Source organism: Streptomyces sp. NPDC002513 (genome assembly GCF_053595355.1).
This window is the reverse complement of record NZ_JBSFXK010000006.1, coordinates 122,109-145,116: the sequence shown is the minus strand read 5'-3', so window position 1 is coordinate 145,116 and position 23,008 is coordinate 122,109. Positions and strand designations below refer to the sequence as shown.

Below are 23,008 nucleotides of genomic sequence, written 5' to 3'. Positions count from 1 at the left end.
CTGGAGGACCGGAACCGGGAACGTCCGGGCAGCTCCGCGGGCTACTCCACGAACAGCCCCCGGGCCGCCGCCCGCGTGTCGAACTCCTCCAGGCGCGCCTGGGCGTCCGGCAGGTCGTCGCACATCGCCTCCAGCAGGACCCGGCCGAGCAGCATCGGCGCACAGGCCGTGTCGAAGGCGAGCCCCGTGCCGACGGCGGCCGGCAGCAGCAGGTCCGAGACCTTGGCCACCGGAGCGAACACCGAGTCGGCGACCGTGACCACCGTCAGATCCGCCTCCTGGGCGTAGCCGAGGGCGTCCAGAACCTCGCGCGGATGCCGGGGCAGCGCGAAGCACAGCAGGGCGCTCGCACCGGCCCGTACGGCGGCGTCGATGCGGTCGTTCAGCACCGTGCCGCCCTCGTGCAGCAGCCGTACGTCCGGATGGACCTTGGCGGCGAAGTACGCGAAGCCGTACGCCTGCGAGGCCGCGGCCCGCAGGCCGAGCACGGGCAGCGGGCGCGAGGCGGCGAGGAGCCGTCCGGCCTGCTGCACGGGCCGCGGATCGGCCAGCACCTCGGCCAGGTGCCTCAGGTTCTCGATCTCGGCCTCGACCGCCTGCTGGTACTCGTTGTACGCGCCGGTGTCCGCCGCCTGTTCCGCGGGCGCGACCTCCCGCAGGTGCTTGCGCAGCGCCGGGTAGCCGTCGAAACCGAGGGCGACCGCGAACCGGGTGACCGACGGCTGGCTCACCCCGGCCAGTTCGGCCAGCTCCACGCTCGACAGGAACGGCACGTCGGTGGCGCGCCGCACCATGCTGTGCGCGATGCGCCGCTGGGTCGGCGTGAGCCGGTGCCCCTCGAAGAGCGTCTGCAGCCGTGCCGCAGGACTGTCGGTCACGCTCATCACGTCCTCCCCCTCCAGATCTTCCGTGCACCGGGTCGGCACCGGCGCGACCGGCTCCGGCGCCCGGAGCACCGGAGGCGACCGTGCGCGGTCGGCCCCCAGACGGTACGCACCGCGGGCACGCGGTGTCTCACGTCCGGGCCCCTGTTCCGGCTCATGCCCACCTATTCAAACACCAAGAAACCTGCATGGCGATATGCAAGGGGGCGTCCGGCGTTGCGCGGCGCGCGCCCCGGAGCACGCGGACGGAAGCGCCGGCTGACGATCAAGCCGCGGTTTCTCGGCGGCTGCGATCCGCGGCCCTACCGAAAGTCCCACCGGGTACGCCCGGCGGGCCCCACCCCGAAGACGGGGGCTTCCCCCACTGACTCCGGCGCCCCGGCTCCCTAACGTGGTGTGCATGACGGGAATGGACGCGCGGGGCGCCGACCTCGAGAAGGAACTGGACGCCACCCTGAGGGCCCGCAGGGAACTGGGCGAGGAGTACGACTCGGCGCTGGTCGAGTCCTTCCTCGAGAAGGTCGACCAGCACATCGACGGCGCGGTCGACCGCCGGCTGCGCAGACACCTGGCCGAGCAGCAGATGGTGACGGCGCGCGCCGCGCGGTCCCCGGGGGCGACCGACTCCTGGGGCGAGCGCTTCGGCTTCGGCATCGTCTCCCTGGTGCTGGCGATTCCGCTCTCGGCGATCGGCGCCGGCGTCGGCCACCTGCCCGGCCTGCTCATCACCTGGGTGGGCATCGTCGCGGTCAACGCGGTCCAGGCAGCCCGCACCACTCCCGGTCTCTTCGGCCGCCGCCACCGGTCCTCGGAAGACGGCGACTGGGAGGACTGACGCGCCGGGCCGACCGCAGGTGATCCGGATCGGGGAACGGGAACGGGGAGTGGGACCGAGATCGGGACCGAGATCGGGACCGAGATCAGAGGCTGGGATCGGGGACCAGGACCAGGGACCGGATCAGGCGTCCGCAGGCCGTCCCCCGGGGGAAGGCTCCCCGGGGAAACCCCGGAAAAGATATGCGCGGGGACCGCCGCACCCCCGTTGCCGGGGGGCGGGACGACGGCGGTCCCCGCGAGGGACGCGGGCCGGGTCAGGGCCGGGCTTGCGCGTCCGTGGCGTCCATGGAGGTCCGGGAGCCGCTCCGGAGGTCCTTGGCGCCGTTTCGGTTGCCGGCCGGGGCGGGGAGCCGCTCCCGCCCTGCCGACACCCACCAATGTGCCGGACGCGTGTTAAGCGGGTGCTGCGCGGACATGACGTGCTCGTACCACTTCCGAGAAGCCGCGCCCCCGCACGTCATCCCACGTTTCCCGTCGACGCGCCCGGTTCACCGGACGTTCGTCACTGATTTCCGCCCTTGGCCAGGAACGCCAGCAGGTCCTGCCGGCTGACCACGCCGGTCGGCTTGCCCTCGACGAGGACGATCGCCGCGTCGGCCCTGCCCAGCACGGACATCAGGTCCGCGACGGGCTCGCCGGAGCCGACCTGCGGCAGCGGAGCGGACATGTGCTTCTCCAGCGGGTCGTCCAGCGAGGCGCGCTTGGTGAACAGCGCGTCCAGCAGTTCGCGCTCGACGACGGACCCGACGACCTCCGCCGCCATGACATCGGGGTGGCCGGCGCCCGGCTTCACGATCGGCATCTGCGAGACGCCGTACTCGCGCAGCACCTCGATGGCCTGGCCGACCGTCTCGTCGGGGTGCATGTGGACGAGGGAGGGGATGCCGCCCTCCTTGTCGCTCAGCACGTCCGCGACACGGGCGCTCGGTCCGGCGTCCTCCAGGAAGCCGTAGTCGGCCATCCAGTCGTCGTTGAAGATCTTGCTGAGGTAGCCGCGCCCGCTGTCCGGCAGCAGCACGACCACGACGTCGTCCGGCCCCAGCCGCTCGGCGACCTTCAGCGCGGCCACGACCGCCATGCCGCAGGAGCCGCCGACCAGCAGGCCCTCCTCCTTCGCCAGCCGCCGCGTCATCTGGAAGGAGTCCTTGTCGGACACGGCGACGATCTCGTCGGCGACGGTCCGGTCGTACGCGGACGGCCAGAAGTCCTCACCGACGCCCTCGACGAGGTACGGCCGCCCGGAGCCGCCCGAGTACACCGAGCCCTCGGGGTCGGCGCCGACGACCTTGACCCGGCCGTCGCTGGCTTCCTTCAGGTAGCGCCCGGTGCCGGAGATCGTCCCGCCCGTGCCGACGCCCGCGACGAAATGGGTGATCTTCCCCTCCGTCTGCTCCCACAGCTCGGGACCGGTCGAGTGATAGTGCGAAAGGGGGTTGTTGGGGTTGGAGTACTGGTCCGGCTTCCAGGCGCCGGGGGTCTCCCGGACGAGGCGGTCGGAGACGTTGTAATACGAGTCCGGGTGCTCCGGGGCGACCGCCGTCGGGCACACGACCACTTCGGCGCCGTACGCGCGCAGCACGTTGATCTTGTCGGTGGAGACCTTGTCGGGGCACACGAAGATGCACTTGTAGCCCTTCTGCTGGGCCACGATCGCCAGGCCCACGCCCGTGTTGCCGCTGGTCGGCTCCACGATCGTGCCTCCCGGCTTGAGCTCGCCGCTCTGCTCGGCCGCCTCGATCATGCGCAGGGCGATGCGGTCCTTGACCGAACCGCCGGGGTTGAAGTACTCGACCTTCGCGAGGACGGTCGCCTGGATACCGGCGGTCACGCGGTTGAGCCTGACCAGCGGTGTGTTGCCGACCAAGCTGATCATCGAGTCGTGGAATTGCACCGTTGTCTCCGGTTGCTTGCAAAAAGGTGGTCGTGATGTGCCGCCAGAGTAAGCGCTCGCGCGCCAGGGCGGTCCGCAACAGCTGAGGTCCCGGCGTTCACGTGCCGTTGAGATTGGACGACGGTGCGTACGGGGCAAGCAGTGGATGTAAGGCTATGAGGAGGTGGCGGCGACGCATGTCCAGCATGTCGAGGGCGAGGGTGGCCCGGCGCATCGCTGCGGGCGCGGCGTACGGCGGCGGCGGAATCGGCTTGGTCGGAGCGGCCGCCGCCGGGCTGCTGATCGCCGAGGTGCAGATGGCCAAGCGTCATGTGGGCAATGGGCACAGCCCCCACCCGCCGAGCGCGGACGGCCTCTACGGGCGGGGGTACGCCGGCCTGGACGAACCGCCGCTGAGGCTGATGATGCTCGGCGACTCCACGGCCGCGGGACAGGGTGTGCGCCGCTTCCGCCAGACCCCGGGCGCGCTGCTGGCCTCGGGGCTCGCGGCGGTGGCGGAGCGCCCGGTGGAGCTGCGGGTGGTGGCTCTCCCCGGAGCGCAGTCGGACGACCTCGACCGCCAGGTGACGCTGGCGCTGGAGGGCCCGGACCCGGTCCCCGACATCTGCGTGATCATGGTCGGCGCGAACGATGTGACGCACCGCATGCCGCCGACGCGCTCGGTGCGCCATCTGTCGGCCGCCGTGCGCCGGCTGCGCACGGCGGGCGCGGAGGTCGTGGTGGGCACCTGCCCCGACCTCGGGACCATCGAGCCCGTCCAGCAGCCGCTGCGCTGGCTGGCCCGCCGCTCCTCCCGCCAACTGGCCGCGGCGCAGACGATCGGCGTCGTCGAGCAGGGCGGCCGCACGGTGTCGCTGGGCGACCTGCTGGGCCCGGAGTTCGCGGCGAACCCCCGCGAACTCTTCGGCCCCGACAGCTACCACCCCTCGGCCGAGGGGTATGCCACGGCGGCGATGGCGGTTCTGCCGACGGTCTGCGCGGCCCTGGGCCTGTGGCCGGCGGAGGAGGAGCGCCCGGACGCGTCCCGCCGGGAGGGCTTCCTGCCGGTGGCCCATGCGGCGGCGGAGGCGGCCTCGGAGGCAGGCACCGAGGTCACGGCCGCCCTGCCGACGGGCCCCCGGGGCCCCTGGGCCCTCCTCAAGCGGCGCCGCCGCCGGCGCCTCCCGACCCCGGAAACGAGCCCGGCCGCCGAACGGGAACCGCTGTCCTGACCGCCCCGCTCCGCTCCCGTCCGAGGCGAGGCGGGTCGGCCGGGGCGGAGGATGGGCGACCCACGCGCCACCGCTGCCGCTCCGGAGCCACCGCGCCGCCCCTCCCGCTCCGAAGCCGCGCCGCCCCTCCCACTGCGGCGACTCACGCGCGGCCGCTCCGGCTCCCGCCCGCCGTGCCCTTCCCCTCCCCTCCCGCGACCCGAAAAAGCAAGCGCTTAGAAAAGTGCGGCCCGAGTCACACCCCACAGCCCGTGACCTCCACCGTACGTACGGGTAACTTCCCCCACAGCCCTGCCTCTCCTCGCGCATTGGAGCCGTGATGCCCGAAGCCGTCATCGTCTCGACCGCCCGCTCCCCCATCGGCCGCGCCTTCAAGGGCTCCCTGAAGGACCTCCGTCCGGACGACCTGACCGCCACGATCATCCAGGCGGCTCTGGACAAGATCCCCGCGCTGGACCCGAAGGACATCGACGACCTGATGCTCGGCTGCGGCCTCCCGGGCGGCGAGCAGGGTTACAACCTCGGCCGCATCGTCGCCGTACAGATGGGCATGGACCACCTGCCGGGCTGCACCGTCACCCGGTACTGCTCCTCCTCCCTGCAGACCTCCCGCATGGCCCTGCACGCCATCAAGGCCGGCGAGGGCGACGTCTTCATCTCCGCGGGCGTCGAGATGGTCAGCCGCAGTGTCAAGGGCACCTCCGACGGCCTCCCGGACACCCACAACCCGCTCTTCGCCGAGGCCGAGGCCCGCACCACCGCCGTCGCCGAGTCCGTGGGCGCCGACTGGCACGACCCGCGCGAGGACGGCCTGCTCCCCGACCCGTACATCGCGATGGGCCAGACCGCCGAGAACCTCGCCCGCCTGAAGGGCATCACCCGCGAGGAGATGGACGAGTTCGCCGTCCGCTCGCAGAACCTCGCCGAGCAGGCCATCGCCAAGGGCTTCTGGGAGCGCGAGATCACCCCGGTGACGCTTCCCGACGGGACGGTCGTCAGCAAGGACGACGGCCCGCGCCCCGGCGTGACCCTGGAGGGCGTGGCCGGGCTCAAGCCCGTCTTCCGTCGCGACGGCCGCGTCACCGCCGGCAACTGCTGCCCCCTCAACGACGGCGCCGCCGCCCTGGTCGTCATGAGCAACACCAAGGCCCGCGAGCTGGGGCTCACGCCGCTCGCCCGGATCGTCTCCACCGGCGTCTCCGGGCTCTCCCCCGAGATCATGGGCTACGGCCCCGTCGAGGCCAGCAAGCAGGCCCTGAAGCGCGCCGGGCTCACCATCGGCGACATCGACCTCGTCGAGATCAACGAGGCGTTCGCCGCCCAGGTGATCCCCTCCTACCGCGACCTGGACATCCCGCTGGACAAGCTGAACGTCAACGGCGGTGCCATCGCCGTGGGCCACCCCTTCGGCATGACCGGCGCCCGCATCACCACCACGCTGATCAACTCCCTCCAGTGGCACGACAAGCAGTTCGGCCTGGAGACGATGTGCGTCGGCGGCGGCCAGGGCATGGCGATGGTCATCGAGCGTCTGAGCTGACCTGCTCGCGCCCGTGCGCTCCTCGTGCAGCGGTCCGGAGCCCCTGTCCCTCAGGGCTTCGGGCCGTTTCGTGATTCAATCTCCCCCAGGATGTGACCTATCTCGCTCCGGCTAAGGTTTGCGCAGGTCGGAGTGTTTTCCGGGAGAGGTCAGCACACTTCGGAGCTGTCCGTTTCGTGACGTTACGCACTGACAGATGTTTAGTCCACCCTTCAAGCTGATGTAGGAAGTCCGGGGCCGACCTCGAACCGGGAGTACGTCAGTGAGCGCCATGCCGATTGCTCTGCTGCTCACCACCTCCGCCACCGCGGGTGTGGGCGTCGCCGTCCTGTGCGGCGTGCGAGCGCTGCGCCGACAGGTCGCGGCCCTGCACGGTGAACTCATCAAAGACCGCGCCGCGCAGGCACACGGCCTGGTGCCCGCCGCCCGCGCCAGCGCGGACGCGGAGGAGATACGCACGGCCGTGGCCGAGGCGCTCGCCGAGGAGCGGGAGCGCGAGCTGGCCGAGGCGCGTGCCTTCTGGGCCGCTCAGGAGGCCCAGGACATCGCCGACGCCCCCACCCTGTTCGGACTGCCCGACGGGCTGCCCGACAGTGAGCTGTTCATGCCCCGCCAGTCGGACTTCGCGGGCCTGGAGCAGGGCAGCCTGGAGCCGGTGACGGAACCCTCCCTCGAAAAGAACGAGTTCGCTCAGTACGCCTCCCCGGACGACGGCCTCGCGGGGGACTCCCCCGAACTGGCCGCCGCCCGCCGCCGGCACCCCTCGCACCCCGACTTCGTCCCGTCCCCGTCCCCCTCCCCCGTGGTCAACGACCACGAGCGCACGGTCGCCCGCCTGGAGGAACTGGCCGCCGCCCGCACCGAACTCGCCGATGTGCGCCCGGGCCCGCTGGGAACCCTCGACGTCTACGTCTTCGCGGACGGCACGACGCTGTGCATGACTCCCGGCCACCGCGAGACCGCGGAGCGTCTGAACGCCGCCCTGGACGCCGGCCGCACCCCGGTCCTGCTCGGCGGTTCGGGTGTCTCGGGGGCGTACGCGCTGACGTTCCAGTGCGGCGACGAGAGCATCTACATCCTGGCGGACCGCGTCATCGCGACCCTGTGACCGGGAACCGCGTCACCGCATCCCCGTAACCCGGAATCACGGCATCGCACCCCCGGTGACCCGGGCCCGCACCCTCGCGCCCCCGTGACAGAGCGGGGTGGCACGAGGCGGCCACCCGTCCCGCATCCCAGGGGGCCTCGCCGAGCCGGGGGTGTCCGTGCCGTCAGACCCCCGCACGTCGCTGCGCCTCCTGTACGAGCGTCACGGCCCCGGCGAGTTCCTCCTCGTCGCTCAGGACGACCGCGAGATCGTGTGCGGCGACCGTGATCTGGTCGGCGACCGCGAACATACCCGCGTCCGGCATCTCGCGAGGCTCGGCCGAGGGGTCCTCCAGGAGCTGCGCGCGGCGCGCCAACTCCCTTGCCAGGCCGAGCGCTTCGGCTGCGGCACTCCGTTGCAGCCGACTCTGCGGAGCGGCCCGCAAGCGGTCGGCGAAGTGGTCCACGGCCTGGGTCAAAGGCGTCGTATCAAGCACGCGGCGAGACTACGCGTCGCGGCACGACTGTTGCCAACAGGCGAACACTCAGGCACGGTGACCTGAAGGACCGGCTTCATCGAACGCGTCCGGAGGCGCCGATGTCCCAAGTCTTCTCCGAGGAGACCCATCGCAATCTGCTCGCCCGTATCCCTCACTGCACCGGTCGCGAAATCTCCGACTGGCTTCGCACCGTCGCCGAAGGTCCCGCTCTCTGCTTCGAGGAGAAGGTCACCTGGCTCCGGCACGAACACAACCTCGCCTACGGCCACGCCAAGGCGATCATTCACGAGTACGACCTGAGGAGGGCCGCGCGCAACCTCGCCTGAGCGCGCACGACCGAACCTGACACCACATGCCGAAGGGCCCACGAACCGTGGTTCGGGGGCCCTTCGGCATATACCCGGGACGCTCGGAAGCCGGCGCCCCGGGCACGACCGGCCGGGACCGCTGGAGACTGACCGGCACCGGCCGCTGAATCGGAAGCAGCTAGTCGTTATTGCTGAAGATGGCGACCAGCCGCAGCATCTCGACGTAGATCCACACCAGGGTCATGGTCAGGCCGAACGCGGCCAGCCAGGACTCCTCGCGCGGCGCGCCGTACGCGATGCCGTCCTCGATCTGCTTGAAGTCGAGGGTGAGGAAGAAGGCCCCGAGCAGGATCGCGATGATGCCCACGAGCGCGCCCAGCGGGCCCATGCTGCGCAGCCCGCCGTCCGGGGCGACACCGAAGACGACCAGCAGCAGATTGACCGCCATCACCAGGACGAACGCGATGGCGATGGCCATGCCGATGCGGGCGTACCGGGCGGTGACCCGGATCCAGCCCGCCTTGTAGACGAGCAGCGTCGCGCCGGACACCGCCATGGTGCCGAGCACCGCCTGGAAGGGCGCGCCGGACCACCGCGCGTTGTAGATCTCGCTGATGACACCGAGGAAGACGCCCTCGAAGGCGGCGTACCCCAGGATCAGCGCGGGCGAGGGGGTGCGCTTGAAGGACTGGACCATCGCCAGCACGAACGCGATCAGGGCGGAACCGATCGCGAGACCGTAACTGGTGGACGAGACCGGCAGCAGCGTCCAGGCGAGGATCGCGCCGACGGCGACCGTACCGAGCGTGATCGCCGAGCGTGCGACGACGTCGTCCATCGTCATCCGGCCGGTGGTGGCCGGGGCCTGCGGCGGGGCGCCGTACTGCGTCTGCTGGGCGTAGGGGTTCTGCGCGTAGGGGTTGCCGCCCGCGTAGGGGGTCTGCGCGTACGGGTTGCCCTGCGTGCCGACAGCGGCTCCCCCGGCCTGCGGCGCGGTGTTGAAGCCCGCGTAGCCGTTGTCGCGGCTGAACCCCCGTCGCGAGAAGACCGGGTTGCTGCTCCTCATTTCACTCCTCCATGGCCACCCTGCGTGGCCTTGGCTCAAGAGTAATAGGTAGGCAAAAGACTGACCCTAGTGCTTGGGGAGGATCTTTCTCTCACCTGTTCGCGCAACACGCTACGCACATGCGTGACTCCCCGCACGGAACCGCCCCGTCCATGGCCGAGTCGGAACACAGTCGAGACCGGCCGCAGATCAACCGCGGATCCTCCGTCACCCGGAGGGGCGATACCGGCCGCCGGCGAATTCACCCCGACGGGCCTCCGAGGGCTCACCCCAGCGGGTCACTGCGCCAAAGGCCCGTGCGACGGGTCACTCCCACCAAAGCCCGTGTAACCGTCGGCGAGCTCGGCCTCGGCGGCGCGCGAGGTGGCGAGCCGGTCCAGGCGGGCCAGCTGGATACGGTCGTCGAACGGCGTGGCGTCCGGGGCCCGGTGCAGCAGCGTCGTCATCTCGTAGGAGAACCGCTCGGCCTGCCAGACCCGGCGCAGACAGGTCTCGGAGTAGGCGTCGAGCCGCTCGTCCGAGCCGGTCTGCCTGCGGTGCGTCAGCGCCCGGGCGAAGGTGACGACGTCGCCGACGGCGAGATTGAGCCCCTTGGCCCCGGTCGGCGGCACGATGTGGGCGGCGTCCCCGGCGAGGAAGAGCCGGCCGTGCCGCAGGGGCTCGTGGACATGGCTGCGCATGGGGGTGACGGACTTGGCGGTGATGGGGCCGCGGGCCAGGGTCCAGCCGTCGGCGGTCTCAAGGCGCCGCTCCAGCTCGTCCCAGATCACCTCGTCGGGCCACTGCCCGGCGTCCGTGCCGGCCGGCACCTGGAGATAGAGGCGGGAGACGGCCGGGGAGCGCATGCTGAGCAGCGCGAACCCGCGCTCGTGCCGGGCGTAGACCAGTTCGTCGTGCGAGGGCGGGACGTCGGCGAGGATGCCGAGCCAGCCGAACGGGTACGTACGTTCGAACGTTCGGGAGACTCCGGCCGGGAACGCCTCGCGGGACACCCCCCAGAAGCCGTCGCAGCCGACGACGTAGTCGCACTCCAGGACGTCCCCGCGCCCTTCGTGCCGGAAGCGGATCAGGGGCCGGTCCGTGGTCGCGCCCTCGACGGCGAGCGCCTCCGCCCCGAACAGCAGGGGCCCGCCCTCCTTGAGCTGGAGCGCGATGAGGTCCTTGCAGACCTCCGTCTGCGCGTACACCATCACCGAGCTGCCGCCGGTGAGCGCGGGAAAGTCGACACGGTGGCGGCGGCGCGCGAAGCGCAGCTCGATCCCGTCGTGGCGCAGCCCCTCACGGTCCATGCGCTCGCCCGCCCCCGCGGCCCGCAGCACGTCGGCGGTTCCCTGCTCCAGGATCCCCGCCCGCTGCCGCCGTTCGACATAGGACCGGTCGCGGCTCTCCAGCACGACCGAGTCGATGCCCGCGTTGTGCAGCAGCCGCGCCAGCAGCAGCCCGGCGGGTCCCGCTCCGATGATGCCGACGGTGGTACGCATCCCGACGCCCCTTCGCGCTCGCACGATCCCTGACGGCGCTAGTTCGTAAAGTGAAATTTACTTCACCAATTGGAGGCGAGTGTCCGCCCCTCGGCACCGACTGTCAACGGTCACCGCAGCGGTTCCCACCGGAGCGCGGGGCCGCCGGCCGGAGCGCCCGGCGAGCGTACGCGCCGTGTGGATCGCCGGGACGAGGGCACGGTGATCTCGACACACGACGGCGGCAGAACCTGGACCCCATACTTCAACAGCCCAAAGAAGGAAGCGGGTTCCCGCCGAGCGGCCAAACCCGCCCGATCCCATGGACCCGAGCGGCAGCTCCCAGAACGTGAGGAACGAGATGAGCGAGATGAGCGAGAACAACGACGGCACCGTGTTCGACGACATCCCCCCGACCACGCTCGCCGAACTGCTGGGGCGTGCGCAGGTCATGGACATGGGCATCCGCCCGCTGTGGCAGCCGATACCCCGTGTCGCGGGCCCCGCCTTCACCGTGCGGTGCCCGCCCGGCGACAACTTGATGCTGCACGCGGCGATCTATCGCGCCGCACCCGGTTCGGTGATCGTCGTCGAGTCGGGCGATGTGGACTACGCGCTGGCCGGCGGCAACGTGTGCGCCGTCGCCCAGCGGCGAGGCATCGCGGCGTTCGTGCTCGACGGCCTCATCCGGGACCTGAGCGAAGTACGGGAAGCGGGTTTCCCCGTCTTCGCACGAGGAGTCATCCCGATCCCGGGCGCCAAGAAGGCCATCGGGGCGCTCGGTGAGCCCGTACGCTGCGGCGGCGTGTTCATTCACCCCGGGGACGTGGTGGTGGCCGACGAGGAGGGCGTCGTGGTCACTCCCGCCGACCGGCACGAGGAGATTCTGGCCGCCGCCCGCGCGAAGCTCGCGAAGGAGGACAAGGAATCCCTCGACTCCTGGGAGACGCAGCACCGAGCCCGCATCGAAAAGGCCCTGAGCGAAGAGGGGTTCACCGGCTGACGGATCTCACCGGCATCGCCCTCTCCTCGACAACTCTCGGAAGTTCGCTCTCTACGCGACATGGGGGTACCGGAAGATCGGCAACCGTCAGCCCATCCCGGACTCCCCGGACTTCGCCCTCATGCTCCGCGACCTGCGCGTGGCCGGGACAGACCGGAACGGGGATACGGCGTGACCGCTCACGCCCCCGGAGACGCCTGACCTCGACTCCTGACCGCCGGAGCCCCGGGCTCGTCGTCTCCGCGCCTGTGGCACAGCCGACGGCGTGCTGCTGACCGGCCTCGACCACGCGGAGCGGAAGATCCCCGACGCGTTCGAGCCGGCTTCGGCGGGCCGGACGCGGACGTGGTCGTCACCTGTGATGCGGTTCCGTCCACGTCCGGCCCACGTACGAAGCGGAGGCTACGCCGTGACCGCAGGGACTGTTGCCGTGAAGGCGTCCGCGTGCTCCGCGGCCCACTGCGCGAAGGTGCGGGCCGGGTGGCCGGTGACCTTCTCGACGGTGTCGACGACCGTACGGCCCACCTCCGGAGTGTTCCCGTACGCCTCGACCAGGAAGCCGATGACGTTCTCCGGGTAGCCCGCCGCTCGCCATTGCGCGACGGCCTGCTCCTCGCTGAGCTCGACCAGGGCGATCTCCCGGCCGAGGGCGGCAGCGATCGTCGCCACCTTGTCGCCGACGGTCAGCAGCTCGGGGCCGGTGATCACGTACTCCTGGCCCCCGTGGCCCTCCTCGGTGAGCGCGACCGCGGCGACGGCGCCGATGTCGCCCTCGTGAACCATGGCACTCAACCGGGAGACAAACGGCTCGCGTACTTCGCCCGAGGCCACGATCCCGTCCGCCCATGCCAGGCAGTTGGCCATGATCTCGACCGGCATGAGCACGGTCCAGTCCACATCGGCATCGGCACGCACGGCGTCCTCCAGCAGGGACGGCCCGCCGCCGTGCAGCACGGTGACCCGGCGTACGCCGGCCGCGCGGGCCAGTTCCAGGATCCGCGGGCCGGTCTCCAGCGAGGCGAAGTAGGCCCCGCCGAAGGTGATCAGATGGAGGCCGGTGACGCCCTCCAAGGCCGGGATCAGGCTGTCGGGTTCGGCCAGATCACCCTGGACGACCTCGACGCCGGCCGGGAAGTCGGCCTTCGCCGCGTTCCGGGTGAGAGCGCGGACCGCATGGCCGCGGGCGAGCAGTTCGGCGACGACCTGGCGGCCGACGGTTCCGGTGGCGCCGGTGACAAGAATCTTCTGCGTCTGGGTCATGACACGACCGTAGGGAGCCTTCAGGTCAACTTCTGTCCGCAAGGACACCCGCGCCCGCGCCGCTTGCCGGGCGACCGATGGCAGCCGGCCGTTCCCGGCGGCGTGATGCGGAGATTTGCGCGGGCGCCCACGACGCACACCCGGAAAAAGCGGTACGCACCGTCACCGACTCCTCTTCCACGGTCGCGGGCACTCCGGGGAAACAGGGCCGGCCCCCGGTGTTCCCGCGGTGTTCCCGCGAAGACGAAACCGAGGGCCCCGAACCTGCCGTTTGTCAGTCGGCAGGGTGTCGGTGAAGGTGCCCGGAACCGGACTTGAACCGGTACGCCCGCGAGGGGCAGCGAGGTTTAAGCTCGCCGTGTCTGCATTCCACCATCCGGGCAGGCCATGGGCTCCGCACCGAGCGTTCCGAGCCTAGCGGGAGGCATCCCTCGAACACCGGTCGCACGATGCGATGTTGTCTTATTTTATTGATGTCTGAGGGTGCATCAGCACTCGGTACCGCCCATCGGCACTTGCCAATAGCCTTTCGGGCAACCGTGAGCTGTGCATGCGAAATGACGGAATTTCACCGCCCTGAGGAGGGCGCCGCGACCAGGCACGTAACGGCCGGCCAACCGCTTTCGGCTCCGGGCGGACCCGGGGGTGCTCTCAGGGACGCCCGTCATCCCCAGGTATGACACCGGCGGGCACGGTCCGACTCGAGGCTGCCCACGGAACGGGAACAGCGGCTGACTCCACAGGACCGACGGGCCGCCACGATGGAAGTCGTCCCCTTGACCGTCGTCGTCCCGACAGGAGCACCCGCCGTGACCAGCACCCCCCTCGCCGACCGGACCACCACCGTGGCCGCCCGTGCCACGGATCTGTCGAAGGTCTACGGACAGGGCGAAACCCAGGTGGTGGCCCTGGACCGGGTGACCGTCGACTTCCGGCAGGCCCAGTTCACGGCCATCATGGGGCCCTCCGGCTCCGGCAAGTCGACGCTCATGCACTGCGTCGCCGGCCTCGACTCCTTCTCGTCCGGTTCCGTCCGCATCGGCGACGTCGAACTGGGCTCGCTGAAGGACAAGCAGCTCACCAAGCTGCGCCGGGACAAGATCGGCTTCATCTTCCAGGCGTTCAACCTGCTGCCGACCCTGACCGCGCTGGAGAACATCACCCTCCCGATGGACATCGCGGGCCGCAAGCCGGACAAGGCGTGGCTGGACACCGTGATCCAGATGGTCGGGCTCTCGGGGCGGCTGAGCCACCGGCCCGCACAGCTGTCCGGCGGTCAGCAGCAGCGGGTCGCGGTGGCGCGGGCGCTCGCGTCCAAGCCGGACATCATCTTCGGCGACGAGCCCACCGGAAACCTGGACTCGCGCTCGGGCGCGGAGGTGCTGGGCTTCCTGCGCAACTCCGTGCGCGAGCTGGGGCAGACGGTGGTGATGGTCACGCACGACCCGGTGGCGGCTGCCTACGCGGACCGGGTGATCTTCCTGGCGGACGGCCGGATCGTGGACGAACTGTACGAGCCGAGCGCCGACGCGGTGCTGGACCGCATGAAGCGGTTCGACGCCAAGGGCCGCACGAGCTGAGGGCCGTGCGCCCCGCCCCCGGAGCCACGGCCTCCACAGCCCCGCCGGCCTGAACGGCCCCGTCCCGCATCCCGCTCCCAGCCCAGGAAGAGAAATGTTCCGTACCGCCCTGCGCACTGTGCTCGCGCACAAGGCCAGGCTGCTCATGACCGTCCTCGCCGTGATGCTCGGCGTCGCTTTCGTGTCGGGCACCCTGGTCTTCACCAACACCATCTCGCAGGCCTACCAGAAGAGTTCCGCCAAGGGCTTCGACCAGGTCGACGTGGCCATCCGGCCCGAGGGCCGCCAGAACACCGGCGACACCATCGGCAAGGAGCCCCGGCTCACCCAGGCCCTCCTCGACAAGGCCGCCGGGGTCCAGGGCGCCAAGTCGGCCATCGGCGTCGTCAGCGGCTTCACCGCCATCGCCGACAAGCACGGCAAGCTCCTCGGCGACGGCTTCCGGTCCCAGGGCGCGAACTACTGGAAGACCGACGACCCCCGGTACCCGGTCGTCAGCGGGCACGCCCCGCAGGGCGAGGACCAGATCCTCATCGACTCCAAGACCGCCGAGCGCGCCGGATACACGGTGGGCGACACCGTACGGCTGTCGATCGACGGCCCCGTGCTGACCCCGAAGATCACCGGCATCTTCACCACCGACGACGGCAACGTGGCGGCCGGCGGCAGCCTCGTCCTCTTCGACACGGCCACCGCCCAGCGGCTGTTCCACAAGGACGGCTCCTACGACGAGATCGACGTGAAGGCGGCCCCGGGCACCAGCCAGACCGCACTGCGCAACGCCCTCGACGAGATCCTGCCGAAGAACACCGCCTCCACCATCACCGGAAAGCAACTCGCCGACGACCAGGCCAGGCAGATCGCCGACGCGACGAGCAGCATGCGCACCGCCCTGCTGGTGTTCGCGGGCATCGCCCTGTTCGTCGGCACGTTCATCATCGCCAACACCTTCACCATGCTGGTCGCGCAGCGCACCAAGGAGCTGGCACTGCTCCGCGCGGTCGGCGCCTCCCGCCGTCAGGTCACCCGGTCCGTCCTCATCGAGGCGTTCGTGGTGGGCGCGGTCGCGGCCGTCACCGGTCTGGTGGCCGGCATCGGCATCGGCGCCGGGCTGCGCGGGCTGATGGGCTCTCTGGGCGGGACGGTTCCGGACGGGCCCCTCGTCATCACCCCGGGCACGGTCGCCGCCGCCCTCGCCGTCGGCATCCTGATCACGATGCTGGCCGCCTGGCTGCCGGGCCGGCGCGCCGCGAAGATCCCACCGGTCGCCGCGATGAGCAGCGTCCACGCGCAGGCCACCACCAAGTCCCTGGTCGTACGGAACACGATCGGCGCCCTGTTCGCCGGGGCCGGTATCGCCACCGTGCTGTACGCCACCACGCTGAACGCCACGGACGGCCAGGCCCCGATGGGTCTCGGCGCGGCCCTCCTCGTCCTCGGCGTCTTCGTGCTCACCCCGCTGCTGTCCCGCCCGCTGATCGCGGCCGCCGCCCCGCTGCTGCGTGTCTTCGGGATCGCCGGGAAGCTGGCCCGGCAGAACTCGGTGCGCAACCCGCGCCGCACCGCGGCCACCGCCTCGGCCCTGATGATCGGCCTGACCCTGATCACCGGTCTGACGGTGATGGCGGGCAGCCTGCAGACCGCGATCGACAAGATGGCGTCCTCCGCCATCAAGGCGGACTACGTGGTGTCCATGGCGAACCGCAACGACCTGTCGCCCGAGGTCGACAAGACGCTGCGGACGACCGCCGGGGTCACCGCGACCAGCCCGCTGCGCAACGCGCCCGCCCGCATCGACGGCCGGACCGAGTTCCTGACCGGTGTCAACGGCGCCACGATCGGCAAGCTGACGGCCCTGACGGTCGACGACGGCACGTTCCGGGTCGGCGGCAGCCAGGTCGTCGTGGACGACAAAACCGCCAAGTCCCACCACTGGACGGCGGGATCGCGGTTCACGGTCTCCTACGAGGACGGCCGCAAGCAGCAGCTGACGGTCGCCGGTGTCTACCAGGCCACCGAGATGATGCGCGGCATCATGCTGGACAACACGACGCTCTCCCCGCACCAGAGCGACCCGGCCGACATGCAGGTCATGGTGAAGATGTCGGGCGGCGCCACCGCGTCGGCCAAGAGCGCGCTGCAGAAGGCGCTCGGCGACAACCCGGCCATCCTGGTGCAGGACAAGAAGGACATCTCCAACGGCATCGCACAGATCTTCACGCTGATGCTGAACATGCTCTACGGCCTGCTGGCCATGGCGGTGATCGTCGCCGTCCTCGGGGTCATCAACACCCTGGCCATGTCGGTCTTCGAGCGCTCGCAGGAGATCGGGATGCTGCGGGCGATCGGCCTGGACCGCAGGGGCATCAAGCGGATGGTCCGGCTGGAGTCCCTGGTCATCTCGCTGTTCGGCGGAGTGCTCGGCATCGGTCTGGGCGTGTTCTTCGGCTGGGCGGCCGGGGAGCTGCTCGGCACCACGATGTCGACGTACGAGCTGGTCCTGCCCTGGGGCCGGATGGCCGTCTTCCTCGTCCTGGCGGCGGTGGTCGGCGTCCTGGCCGCCCTGTGGCCGGCCCGGCGGGCGGCCCGTCTGAACATGCTCGCGGCGATCAAGTCGCAGTAACGGAACCCGTCACACGAAGGGGCCCCCGTTCCGCTGCGGAACGGGGGCCCCTTCGCCGTCCTCGGACACCGCTCCTACGGTGTCGTCGGCACGGGGGTCAGGTGTGCCAGGTGCGGGTGCGCAGCGGCAGCCCGGACGCGCCCGAATCCGGCGCCCGCACGGCGAGGACCTGGTTGACGCCGATGCGGTTGCGTTCGAAGGCGAGGGCGGAGGCGGCCATGTACAGGCGCCACACCCGGGCGCGGCCGGGGCCGGCGAGGGCCTGCGCACGCCCCCACTGGGCCTCCAGGTTGGCGACCCAGCCGCGCAGGGTGAGGGCGTAGTGCTCGCGGAGCGACTCCACGTCGCGGACCTCGAATCCGGCGCGCTCCAACTGGCTCACGGTGCTGCCGATGGGGGCGAGTTCGCCGTCGGGGAAGACGTAGGCGTCGATGAACGCGTCGACGGTGTACGAGGATTCGTCCCGCTGGGGGCGCCGGGCGATCTGGTGGTTGAGCAGCCGCCCGCCGGGCTTGAGCAGGTCGTACAGATCGCGGGCGTACTCCAGGTACCGTTCGGCGCCGACATGTTCGGCCATGCCGATGGAGGAGATCGCGTCGTAGGGGCCGTCGACGACGTCCCGGTAGTCCTGCACCCGGATCTCGACGCGGTCGGCGAGGCCCTCCTCGGCGACCCGCTTGCGGGCGTAGGTGGCCTGTTCCTGGGAGAGGGTGACGCCGACGACGCTCACCCCGTGCTCGCGGGCCGCGTGGATCGCCATGGAGCCCCAGCCGCAGCCGACGTCGAGCAGGCGCTGACCGGGCTTCAGGCCGAGTTTGCGGCTGACGAGTTCGAGCTTGTCGCGCTGGGCGTCCTCCAGGGTGGCGTCCGGCGCGTCCCAGTAGGCGCAGGAGTAGACCATGGACGGGCCCAGGACGATCTCGTAGAAGTCGTTCCCGACGTCGTAGTGGTGGCTGATGGCGCGTTTGTCGCTGTGCCGGGTGTGGAGGTGGCCGCGGACTCTGCGGATCTCCTCCCGGGGCGGTGGGGGCGGCGGGACGGGGCCGGCCAGCCGGGCGAGCCCGCGGACGGCGGCGCGCACATCCGGGTCGCGGACCGCCTGGACGAGGGTGCGGGCGTCGTCACCGCGCTCCCAGATGAAGCCGGCCATCAGGTCGAGGGCGGTGTACAGATCGCCGTCGATCGTGAGGTCCCCGGCGACCCAGGCACGGGCGAGTCCCAGTTCCCCCGGCTTCCACAACAGGCGGCGCAGGGCACGGCGATTGCGTACGACGAGAGCGGGAGCGTCCGGCGGGCCGGCTTCCGATCCGTCCCAGGCGCGGATGCGCACCGGGAGCGATGCCCCCAGCAACTGTTCGACGAGGCTCCTCAGCCGCAGCGCGGCGTCGGCCATGGCGCACACCTCCGATGGGCGTATCCCCTGCCCGAACCGTACGACGAACCGGACGGCGGGCCGGGGAAGGGTTCCGGGATGTCCAACACCACGTAAACACCTGTGAGGCCGTGCCGCAGTCCCCCGCGTGTATTACGGCTCGGCAAAATGCCCGTGTGCAGGGGCCGGTGGGCGCCGCCCTTGCGAGGTCAGGCGCCCAAGGCGCGCCGAACGCCGAAGGGCCTCCCGCACCACGGATGGCGGGAGGCCCTTCGGCTGGACCGGTGACCCTCAGGTCAGGAGGCCTTGGCCTTCTCCTCGGTCTTGGCCACGGCGGCGACCGGCGCGGGCTTGGCGGCCTCGTAGAACTCCTCACGCGGAGTCTCGATCGCGCCGAGCGAGACGACCTCGCGCTTGAGGAACATGCCGAGCGTCCAGTCCGCGAAGACCCGGATCTTGCGGTTCCAGGTCGGCATCGCCATACCGTGGTAGCCGCGGTGCATGTACCAGGCGAGACGGCCCTTGAGCTTGATCTTCGTCTTGCCCATGACGATCATCGCGACGCCCTTGTGCAGGCCGAGACCCGCGACCGCGCCCTTGTTGGCGTGGCTGTACTCCTTCTGCGGGAAGCCCCGCATGCCGGAGACCACGTTGTCGCCGAGGACCTTGGCCTGACGCAGCGCGTGCTGCGCGTTCGGCGGGCACCAGGCGTTCTCGATACCGGCCCTGCGGCTGACGAGGTCGGGCACCTGGGCGTTGTCACCCGCGGCCCAGATGTAGTCGGTGCCCTGGACCTGGAGCGTGGCGGCGGTGTCCACGTGACCGCGCGGACCGAGCGGGAGGCCGAAGCGGGCGAGCGCCGGGTTCGGCTTGACGCCTGCCGTCCACACGATCGTGTTGGAGTCGACCTCGAGGCCGTTCTTGAGCACCACGTGGCCGTCGACGCAGGACTCCATGGAGGTGGACAGGTAGACCTCGACGCCGCGGCCCTCGAGGTGCTGCTTGCCGTAGTGGCCGAGCTTGGGACCGACCTCGGGGAGGATCTTGTCGGCGGCGTCGACGAGGATGAAGCGCATGTCCTCACGGGACACGTTCTTGTAGTACTTGGCCGCGTCCCGGGCCATGTCCTCGACCTCGCCGATGGTCTCCGCACCGGCGAAGCCTCCGCCGACGAAGACGAAGGTGAGCGCCTTGCGGCGGATCTCCTCGTCGGTCGTGGAATCGGCCTTGTCGAGCTGCTCGAGAACGTGGTTGCGCAGGCCGATGGCCTCCTCGATGCCCTTCATACCGATGCCCTGCTCGGCGAGGCCGGGGATCGGGAAGGTGCGGGAGACCGCGCCGAGCGCGACGACCAGGTAGTCGAAGGGCAGCTCATACGCCTCACCGACCAGCGGGGCGATGGTGGCGACCTTGCGGTCCTGGTCGATGGTGGTGACCCGACCGGTGAGGACCTCCGCCTTCGGCAGGACGCGTCGCAGCGGGACGACGACGTGCCGGGGGGAGATGCTGCCGGCGGCGGCTTCGGGGAGGAAGGGCTGGTAGGTCATGTACGAGCGCGGGTCGACGACCGTGACGGTCGCCTCGCCGTAGCGCATCTTCTTCAGGATGCGTCGAGCTGCGTACAGGCCTACGTACCCACCGCCTACTACGAGGATCCTGGGACGCTCCGTGGTGCTCATGCCATCGAGTATCCACCCGCCCCTGGGGGGTCGCTCGTGCGCCCCTTCACAAGCTTGGGCAGGTCATCTGCTACACTACGCCGCCCGCGTGATGGAGATCATGACGCCGCCCGGGAACCGCGAGGGCGGGCGGATCGTTGTCAAGGCCTCGTGAGCTGCCCCTCCGGGCCTTCACCCCCCTCTTACCCGACCCCGACCGGGCGCACGCGCCAGGCCCCGGAAACGCTCCTGCGAGTCCCCCGGAAGGGCCGTTGAGCCCCCTGAACGGCCCCATGGACCCATGGCGCGGCCCGGCACGGGCGATTTCCTTGTGAAGAAGTTCACGAACTTCGTCGGCGACGCATCCCTGGCGGGCCTCCCAGCCCCCCTCAGGGATGCTCATACGTTATAGGGCCTGCTCAGGAGAGGCTACCGATAAGGAGGAGGAGCCACCGCCGAACCCCTCCCGACAGTCCGTCAGAACCCCGGGCCGAAGCGCCCGGGGAGCCGCCCGCGGGCGGCTCCCCGGGCGATGGGTCACGCGATGCCGTCGCCCCTGTCCCACGAACGCGAATCCCCAAGGCGGGCGACCGGCGGGACGTCCACCGCAACCTGTAGCGCCCCGGCCCGGCCCGCGCCGTCACCGGCGCAGGGGCCCCTTTCCGCCTCTCAACGCGGGTCGGGTACCAACGACCACGCGATCCCGTCGGGCATGTCCTACAAACTGCCACTCCCGCCGAGGGCCGAGCGGCCCCTACTGCACGAGCGCCGGTTCGTCCTTCCACACGGGGATCACACGAGCCGCAGCCTGGTAGCGGGACGGCCGGGGCAGCACCCACACGTACCGCATCAGCTGTCGCAGCAGTAGGTTCTTTTGCACGATGGTCAGGAGGTGCGGCTCCTCCCACTGGGCAAGCAGGTCGGCCGCCAGCGGCTGGAAGTCGGCCAGCGTCTTCTTCGGCTTCTCCTCTTCATACTGCGCCAGTTCGGTCAGTACCTTCTTGCGGTCGGCCTCGAGCTTCTTCACGGCCTGGTCGTAGGCGTCGGCCGGGTACCGGTCGGGGTTGAGGGCGTAGTCGGTGGTGAGCCTGCCCAGCGCGTCGGAGAGGCGCGCGACATCGGCGGTGAGCCGGGCGCGCTGCACAGCCGGGTCGGGGCCGGCAGGTCGCGCGGCGGGGATGGTGGCCGGGGCCGCGTCCACGCCCGCCGCCACGTCCCGGATGAAGGGCAGCACCACCTCGGCCAGCAGCCATCTGCCCGGAGCGGTGGTACCGGGGCACAGCAGGCCGTCGGATTTGCGTGAGCATCCCCAGTCCACGTCACGGCCGTCTGCGCGGCGCTTCGGGCTCATCGCGGAGCGGCAGTAGCAGCAGCGCACCAGTCCGGTGAGTTCGTAGGTGGCCCGGCGCGCACGGGGCGGCTGGCGGCGGACCAGGGAGCGCCGCTCGCGGTACGCCTCCCAGATCTCCGTGGGATCGGTGTCGAGGCCGTACCCGATGATCGGCAGATGCGCGCCGTCGATGTACCGCCAATGCCCGCAGCTCTTGTAGCCGCGCCCATCGGCCTTAGGGCAGTCGCAAGCGTCACGGACGCGCAGCATGCCAGCCGGGAATCCGCTGTCCATGTAGCGGAGGAGGCTGTCGTAGGCCCACGGGCCGCCGCGCGTGGTCTGGTGACCGGCGGCGTTGAGCTGCTGGGCGAGCGCGACCATGCCGGTGCCGCCGACGTACTGGGCGTAGAGGGATGCGACAAGCGGCGCCAGCTCGGGGTGCGGCTCGTACAGCTCCGGTTGGGTGCCGTAGCCGGTGGGCGAGGTGGGGTCGGGGATGCGGCGTGGGTGCCAGATGTAGCCGAAGCGGGGACGCCCGGCTGCGGGGACGCCCTGTGAGAGCCGGTGCTTGTGGGTCTCCTGCCATTGCTCGCCGATGCGCCGTGACTCGAACTCGGCGATGCCAAACTGGACATGTCGGGAGAGACGGCCGACGGCGGTGGTCGCGTCGATCCGCTCCGTCGCCGACTCCAGCGTGCCGCCCGCCTCTTCGAGGCGACGGAGGTTGATCTGGATCCCGTAGTCGTCGCGGCCGAACCGCGAGTATTTCCAGACGGCGATCCCCTTGGCCTCACGGCGCTCGACACGCTGAATCGCTCCCATGATCTTGCGCCTGAAGTGCCGGCCGGACACGTCCAGGTCCTCCACCCAGTCGACGATGCGGTGGCCGGTCTGCTGCGCCCAGCTGGTGATCGCGGTCCGTTGGATTTCCGGGCTGATCTTCTCCTCGCGCCATGTGCTGACGCGGACGTATCCGATGAACGGCTCTGGTGTGGTCATGGCGGACTCCGGGTACAGGTAGGCCCCGGTCGCGGTGCAGCGCCGGGGCCTCGATGCTTGCGGTGCGCGCTACTTGGCGCGCTGGTTCAGGCTCACCACGTCCGCGGTGTCGCTGCGGGCGAGGACGGCGTCGAGACGCAGCTGCCTGGAGTGCGAGGTCACTCCCCGGTCGTGGGCCCAGTGGTAGTAGGCGCGGGCGGCGGCCGGGAACGTGGCGGCGAGGCTGAGGGTGCCCAGGGTGCTGAGGGCGAGGCCGATGTCGGACGCCGTGGTGATGGTGCCGGTGGTACGGGCGGTGATCTGGATGATGAGGCCCGAGACCAGGGTGAGTACCGCGAGCCCGAAGAGCGTGTAGCGGGTGCGCGGGCGGAGGTCGGTACGGCGTCTCATGTCGTGCGCT

General features: G+C 70.7%; 18 protein-coding genes and 1 tRNA gene. 8 read left to right on the top strand and 11 right to left on the bottom strand.

What is annotated here, in order from left to right:
- Positions 1–41 precede the first annotated feature (41 nt).
- A complete protein-coding gene (locus tag ACWD5Q_RS06850) occupies positions 42–884 on the bottom strand; it encodes a MurR/RpiR family transcriptional regulator (RefSeq protein WP_451425961.1) in 843 nt (280 codons plus the stop codon).
- Positions 885–1,293: 409 nt separating this feature from the next.
- Here ACWD5Q_RS06850 and ACWD5Q_RS06845 point away from each other — a divergent pair, with 409 nt between their 5' ends.
- Positions 1,294–1,719: a hypothetical protein gene (locus ACWD5Q_RS06845; RefSeq protein WP_451426004.1), complete on the top strand. Its 426-nt coding sequence runs from the start codon at positions 1,294–1,296 to the stop codon at positions 1,717–1,719.
- A 504-nt stretch (positions 1,720–2,223) separates the two neighbouring features.
- Here ACWD5Q_RS06845 and ACWD5Q_RS06840 read toward each other — a convergent pair.
- Positions 2,224–3,612, bottom strand: coding sequence for a cystathionine beta-synthase (locus tag ACWD5Q_RS06840; RefSeq protein ID WP_451425960.1), 1,389 nt, complete (start codon positions 3,610–3,612; stop codon positions 2,224–2,226).
- Between the two features lie 176 nt (positions 3,613–3,788).
- Here ACWD5Q_RS06840 and ACWD5Q_RS06835 point away from each other — a divergent pair, with 176 nt between their 5' ends.
- The 3 genes from ACWD5Q_RS06835 to ACWD5Q_RS06825 all read left to right on the top strand — a co-directional run bounded on the left by ACWD5Q_RS06835 (position 3,789) and on the right by ACWD5Q_RS06825 (position 7,471).
- Positions 3,789–4,823 carry an SGNH/GDSL hydrolase family protein gene (locus tag ACWD5Q_RS06835; RefSeq protein ID WP_451425959.1) on the top strand — a complete coding sequence of 345 codons (1,035 nt, stop codon included), beginning with the start codon at positions 3,789–3,791 and terminating at the stop codon, positions 4,821–4,823.
- Between the two features lie 319 nt (positions 4,824–5,142).
- Entirely contained in the window at positions 5,143–6,363 is a 1,221-nt protein-coding gene (locus tag ACWD5Q_RS06830; protein WP_451425958.1) for an acetyl-CoA C-acetyltransferase, read from the top strand.
- A gap of 271 nt (positions 6,364–6,634) precedes the next feature.
- Positions 6,635–7,471 (top strand): hypothetical protein, encoded by an 837-nt coding sequence (locus tag ACWD5Q_RS06825; RefSeq protein WP_451425957.1) that lies wholly within the window; start codon positions 6,635–6,637, stop codon positions 7,469–7,471.
- Between the two features lie 163 nt (positions 7,472–7,634).
- On the opposite strand, the gene ACWD5Q_RS06820 is transcribed toward ACWD5Q_RS06825, so the two are convergent.
- Positions 7,635–7,946: a hypothetical protein gene (locus ACWD5Q_RS06820; RefSeq protein ID WP_451425956.1), complete on the bottom strand. Its 312-nt coding sequence runs from the start codon at positions 7,944–7,946 to the stop codon at positions 7,635–7,637.
- Between the two features lie 101 nt (positions 7,947–8,047).
- Here ACWD5Q_RS06820 and ACWD5Q_RS06815 point away from each other — a divergent pair, with 101 nt between their 5' ends.
- Positions 8,048–8,275 carry a DUF4287 domain-containing protein gene (locus ACWD5Q_RS06815; RefSeq protein ID WP_451425955.1) on the top strand — a complete coding sequence of 76 codons (228 nt, stop codon included), beginning with the start codon at positions 8,048–8,050 and terminating at the stop codon, positions 8,273–8,275.
- A 160-nt stretch (positions 8,276–8,435) separates the two neighbouring features.
- Here ACWD5Q_RS06815 and ACWD5Q_RS06810 read toward each other — a convergent pair whose 3' ends face one another.
- Positions 8,436–9,323 carry a Bax inhibitor-1/YccA family protein gene (locus ACWD5Q_RS06810; protein WP_451425954.1) on the bottom strand — a complete coding sequence of 296 codons (888 nt, stop codon included), beginning with the start codon at positions 9,321–9,323 and terminating at the stop codon, positions 8,436–8,438.
- 278 nt (positions 9,324–9,601) lie between these two features.
- A complete protein-coding gene (locus ACWD5Q_RS06805; RefSeq protein WP_451425953.1) occupies positions 9,602–10,804 on the bottom strand; it encodes a 4-hydroxybenzoate 3-monooxygenase in 1,203 nt (400 codons plus the stop codon).
- Positions 10,805–11,153: 349 nt separating this feature from the next.
- On the opposite strand from ACWD5Q_RS06805, the gene ACWD5Q_RS06800 reads away from it, so the two are divergent.
- Positions 11,154–11,786 (top strand): RraA family protein, encoded by a 633-nt coding sequence (locus ACWD5Q_RS06800; protein ID WP_451426003.1) that lies wholly within the window; start codon positions 11,154–11,156, stop codon positions 11,784–11,786.
- A gap of 402 nt (positions 11,787–12,188) precedes the next feature.
- On the opposite strand, the gene ACWD5Q_RS06795 is transcribed toward ACWD5Q_RS06800, so the two are convergent.
- Positions 12,189–13,046: an NmrA family NAD(P)-binding protein gene (locus ACWD5Q_RS06795; RefSeq protein WP_451425952.1), complete on the bottom strand. Its 858-nt coding sequence runs from the start codon at positions 13,044–13,046 to the stop codon at positions 12,189–12,191.
- A gap of 299 nt (positions 13,047–13,345) precedes the next feature.
- Positions 13,346–13,428, bottom strand: a tRNA-Leu gene (locus ACWD5Q_RS06790).
- A gap of 427 nt (positions 13,429–13,855) precedes the next feature.
- Between ACWD5Q_RS06790 and ACWD5Q_RS06785 the strand changes: the two genes are divergently transcribed.
- Together ACWD5Q_RS06785 and ACWD5Q_RS06780 are read left to right on the top strand one after the other, a co-directional pair.
- Entirely contained in the window at positions 13,856–14,626 is a 771-nt protein-coding gene (locus ACWD5Q_RS06785; protein ID WP_451425951.1) for an ABC transporter ATP-binding protein, read from the top strand.
- A gap of 94 nt (positions 14,627–14,720) precedes the next feature.
- Positions 14,721–17,249 carry an ABC transporter permease gene (locus ACWD5Q_RS06780; RefSeq protein ID WP_451425950.1) on the top strand — a complete coding sequence of 843 codons (2,529 nt, stop codon included), beginning with the start codon at positions 14,721–14,723 and terminating at the stop codon, positions 17,247–17,249.
- A 97-nt stretch (positions 17,250–17,346) separates the two neighbouring features.
- Here ACWD5Q_RS06780 and ACWD5Q_RS06775 read toward each other — a convergent pair whose 3' ends face one another.
- From ACWD5Q_RS06775 to ACWD5Q_RS06760, 4 genes are all read right to left on the bottom strand, one after another.
- The gene (locus ACWD5Q_RS06775; RefSeq protein WP_451425949.1) at positions 17,347–18,642 is read right to left on the bottom strand and encodes a class I SAM-dependent methyltransferase; all 1,296 of its coding nucleotides are present in this window, start codon (positions 18,640–18,642) and stop codon (positions 17,347–17,349) included.
- A 275-nt stretch (positions 18,643–18,917) separates the two neighbouring features.
- Positions 18,918–20,300, bottom strand: coding sequence for an NAD(P)/FAD-dependent oxidoreductase (locus tag ACWD5Q_RS06770; RefSeq protein ID WP_451425948.1), 1,383 nt, complete (start codon positions 20,298–20,300; stop codon positions 18,918–18,920).
- Positions 20,301–21,033: 733 nt separating this feature from the next.
- Positions 21,034–22,608, bottom strand: a complete 1,575-nt coding sequence (locus ACWD5Q_RS06765; RefSeq protein WP_451425947.1) for a recombinase family protein — start codon at positions 22,606–22,608, stop codon at positions 21,034–21,036.
- A 69-nt stretch (positions 22,609–22,677) separates the two neighbouring features.
- Positions 22,678–22,998, bottom strand: coding sequence for a hypothetical protein (locus ACWD5Q_RS06760; protein ID WP_451425946.1), 321 nt, complete (start codon positions 22,996–22,998; stop codon positions 22,678–22,680).
- Positions 22,999–23,008: the final 10 nt, after the last annotated feature.

What these genes read in the sequence shown, in the direction of transcription:
- ACWD5Q_RS06850 (WP_451425961.1), bottom strand. Translation starts at nt 884, where the DNA reads ATGAGCGTGACCGACAGTCCTGCGGCACGGCTGCAGACGCTCTTCGAG.
- ACWD5Q_RS06845 (WP_451426004.1), top strand. Translation starts at nt 1,294, where the DNA reads ATGGACGCGCGGGGCGCCGACCTCGAGAAGGAACTGGACGCCACCCTG.
- ACWD5Q_RS06835 (WP_451425959.1), top strand. Translation starts at nt 3,789, where the DNA reads ATGTCCAGCATGTCGAGGGCGAGGGTGGCCCGGCGCATCGCTGCGGGC.
- ACWD5Q_RS06830 (WP_451425958.1), top strand. Translation starts at nt 5,143, where the DNA reads ATGCCCGAAGCCGTCATCGTCTCGACCGCCCGCTCCCCCATCGGCCGC.
- ACWD5Q_RS06825 (WP_451425957.1), top strand. Translation starts at nt 6,635, where the DNA reads ATGCCGATTGCTCTGCTGCTCACCACCTCCGCCACCGCGGGTGTGGGC.
- ACWD5Q_RS06815 (WP_451425955.1), top strand. Translation starts at nt 8,048, where the DNA reads ATGTCCCAAGTCTTCTCCGAGGAGACCCATCGCAATCTGCTCGCCCGT.
- ACWD5Q_RS06810 (WP_451425954.1), bottom strand. Translation starts at nt 9,323, where the DNA reads ATGAGGAGCAGCAACCCGGTCTTCTCGCGACGGGGGTTCAGCCGCGAC.
- ACWD5Q_RS06805 (WP_451425953.1), bottom strand. Translation starts at nt 10,804, where the DNA reads ATGCGTACCACCGTCGGCATCATCGGAGCGGGACCCGCCGGGCTGCTG.
- ACWD5Q_RS06800 (WP_451426003.1), top strand. Translation starts at nt 11,154, where the DNA reads ATGAGCGAGAACAACGACGGCACCGTGTTCGACGACATCCCCCCGACC.
- ACWD5Q_RS06795 (WP_451425952.1), bottom strand. Translation starts at nt 13,046, where the DNA reads ATGACCCAGACGCAGAAGATTCTTGTCACCGGCGCCACCGGAACCGTC.
- ACWD5Q_RS06780 (WP_451425950.1), top strand. Translation starts at nt 14,721, where the DNA reads ATGTTCCGTACCGCCCTGCGCACTGTGCTCGCGCACAAGGCCAGGCTG.
- ACWD5Q_RS06775 (WP_451425949.1), bottom strand. Translation starts at nt 18,642, where the DNA reads ATGGCCGACGCCGCGCTGCGGCTGAGGAGCCTCGTCGAACAGTTGCTG.
- ACWD5Q_RS06770 (WP_451425948.1), bottom strand. Translation starts at nt 20,300, where the DNA reads ATGAGCACCACGGAGCGTCCCAGGATCCTCGTAGTAGGCGGTGGGTAC.
- ACWD5Q_RS06765 (WP_451425947.1), bottom strand. Translation starts at nt 22,608, where the DNA reads ATGACCACACCAGAGCCGTTCATCGGATACGTCCGCGTCAGCACATGG.
- ACWD5Q_RS06760 (WP_451425946.1), bottom strand. Translation starts at nt 22,998, where the DNA reads ATGAGACGCCGTACCGACCTCCGCCCGCGCACCCGCTACACGCTCTTC.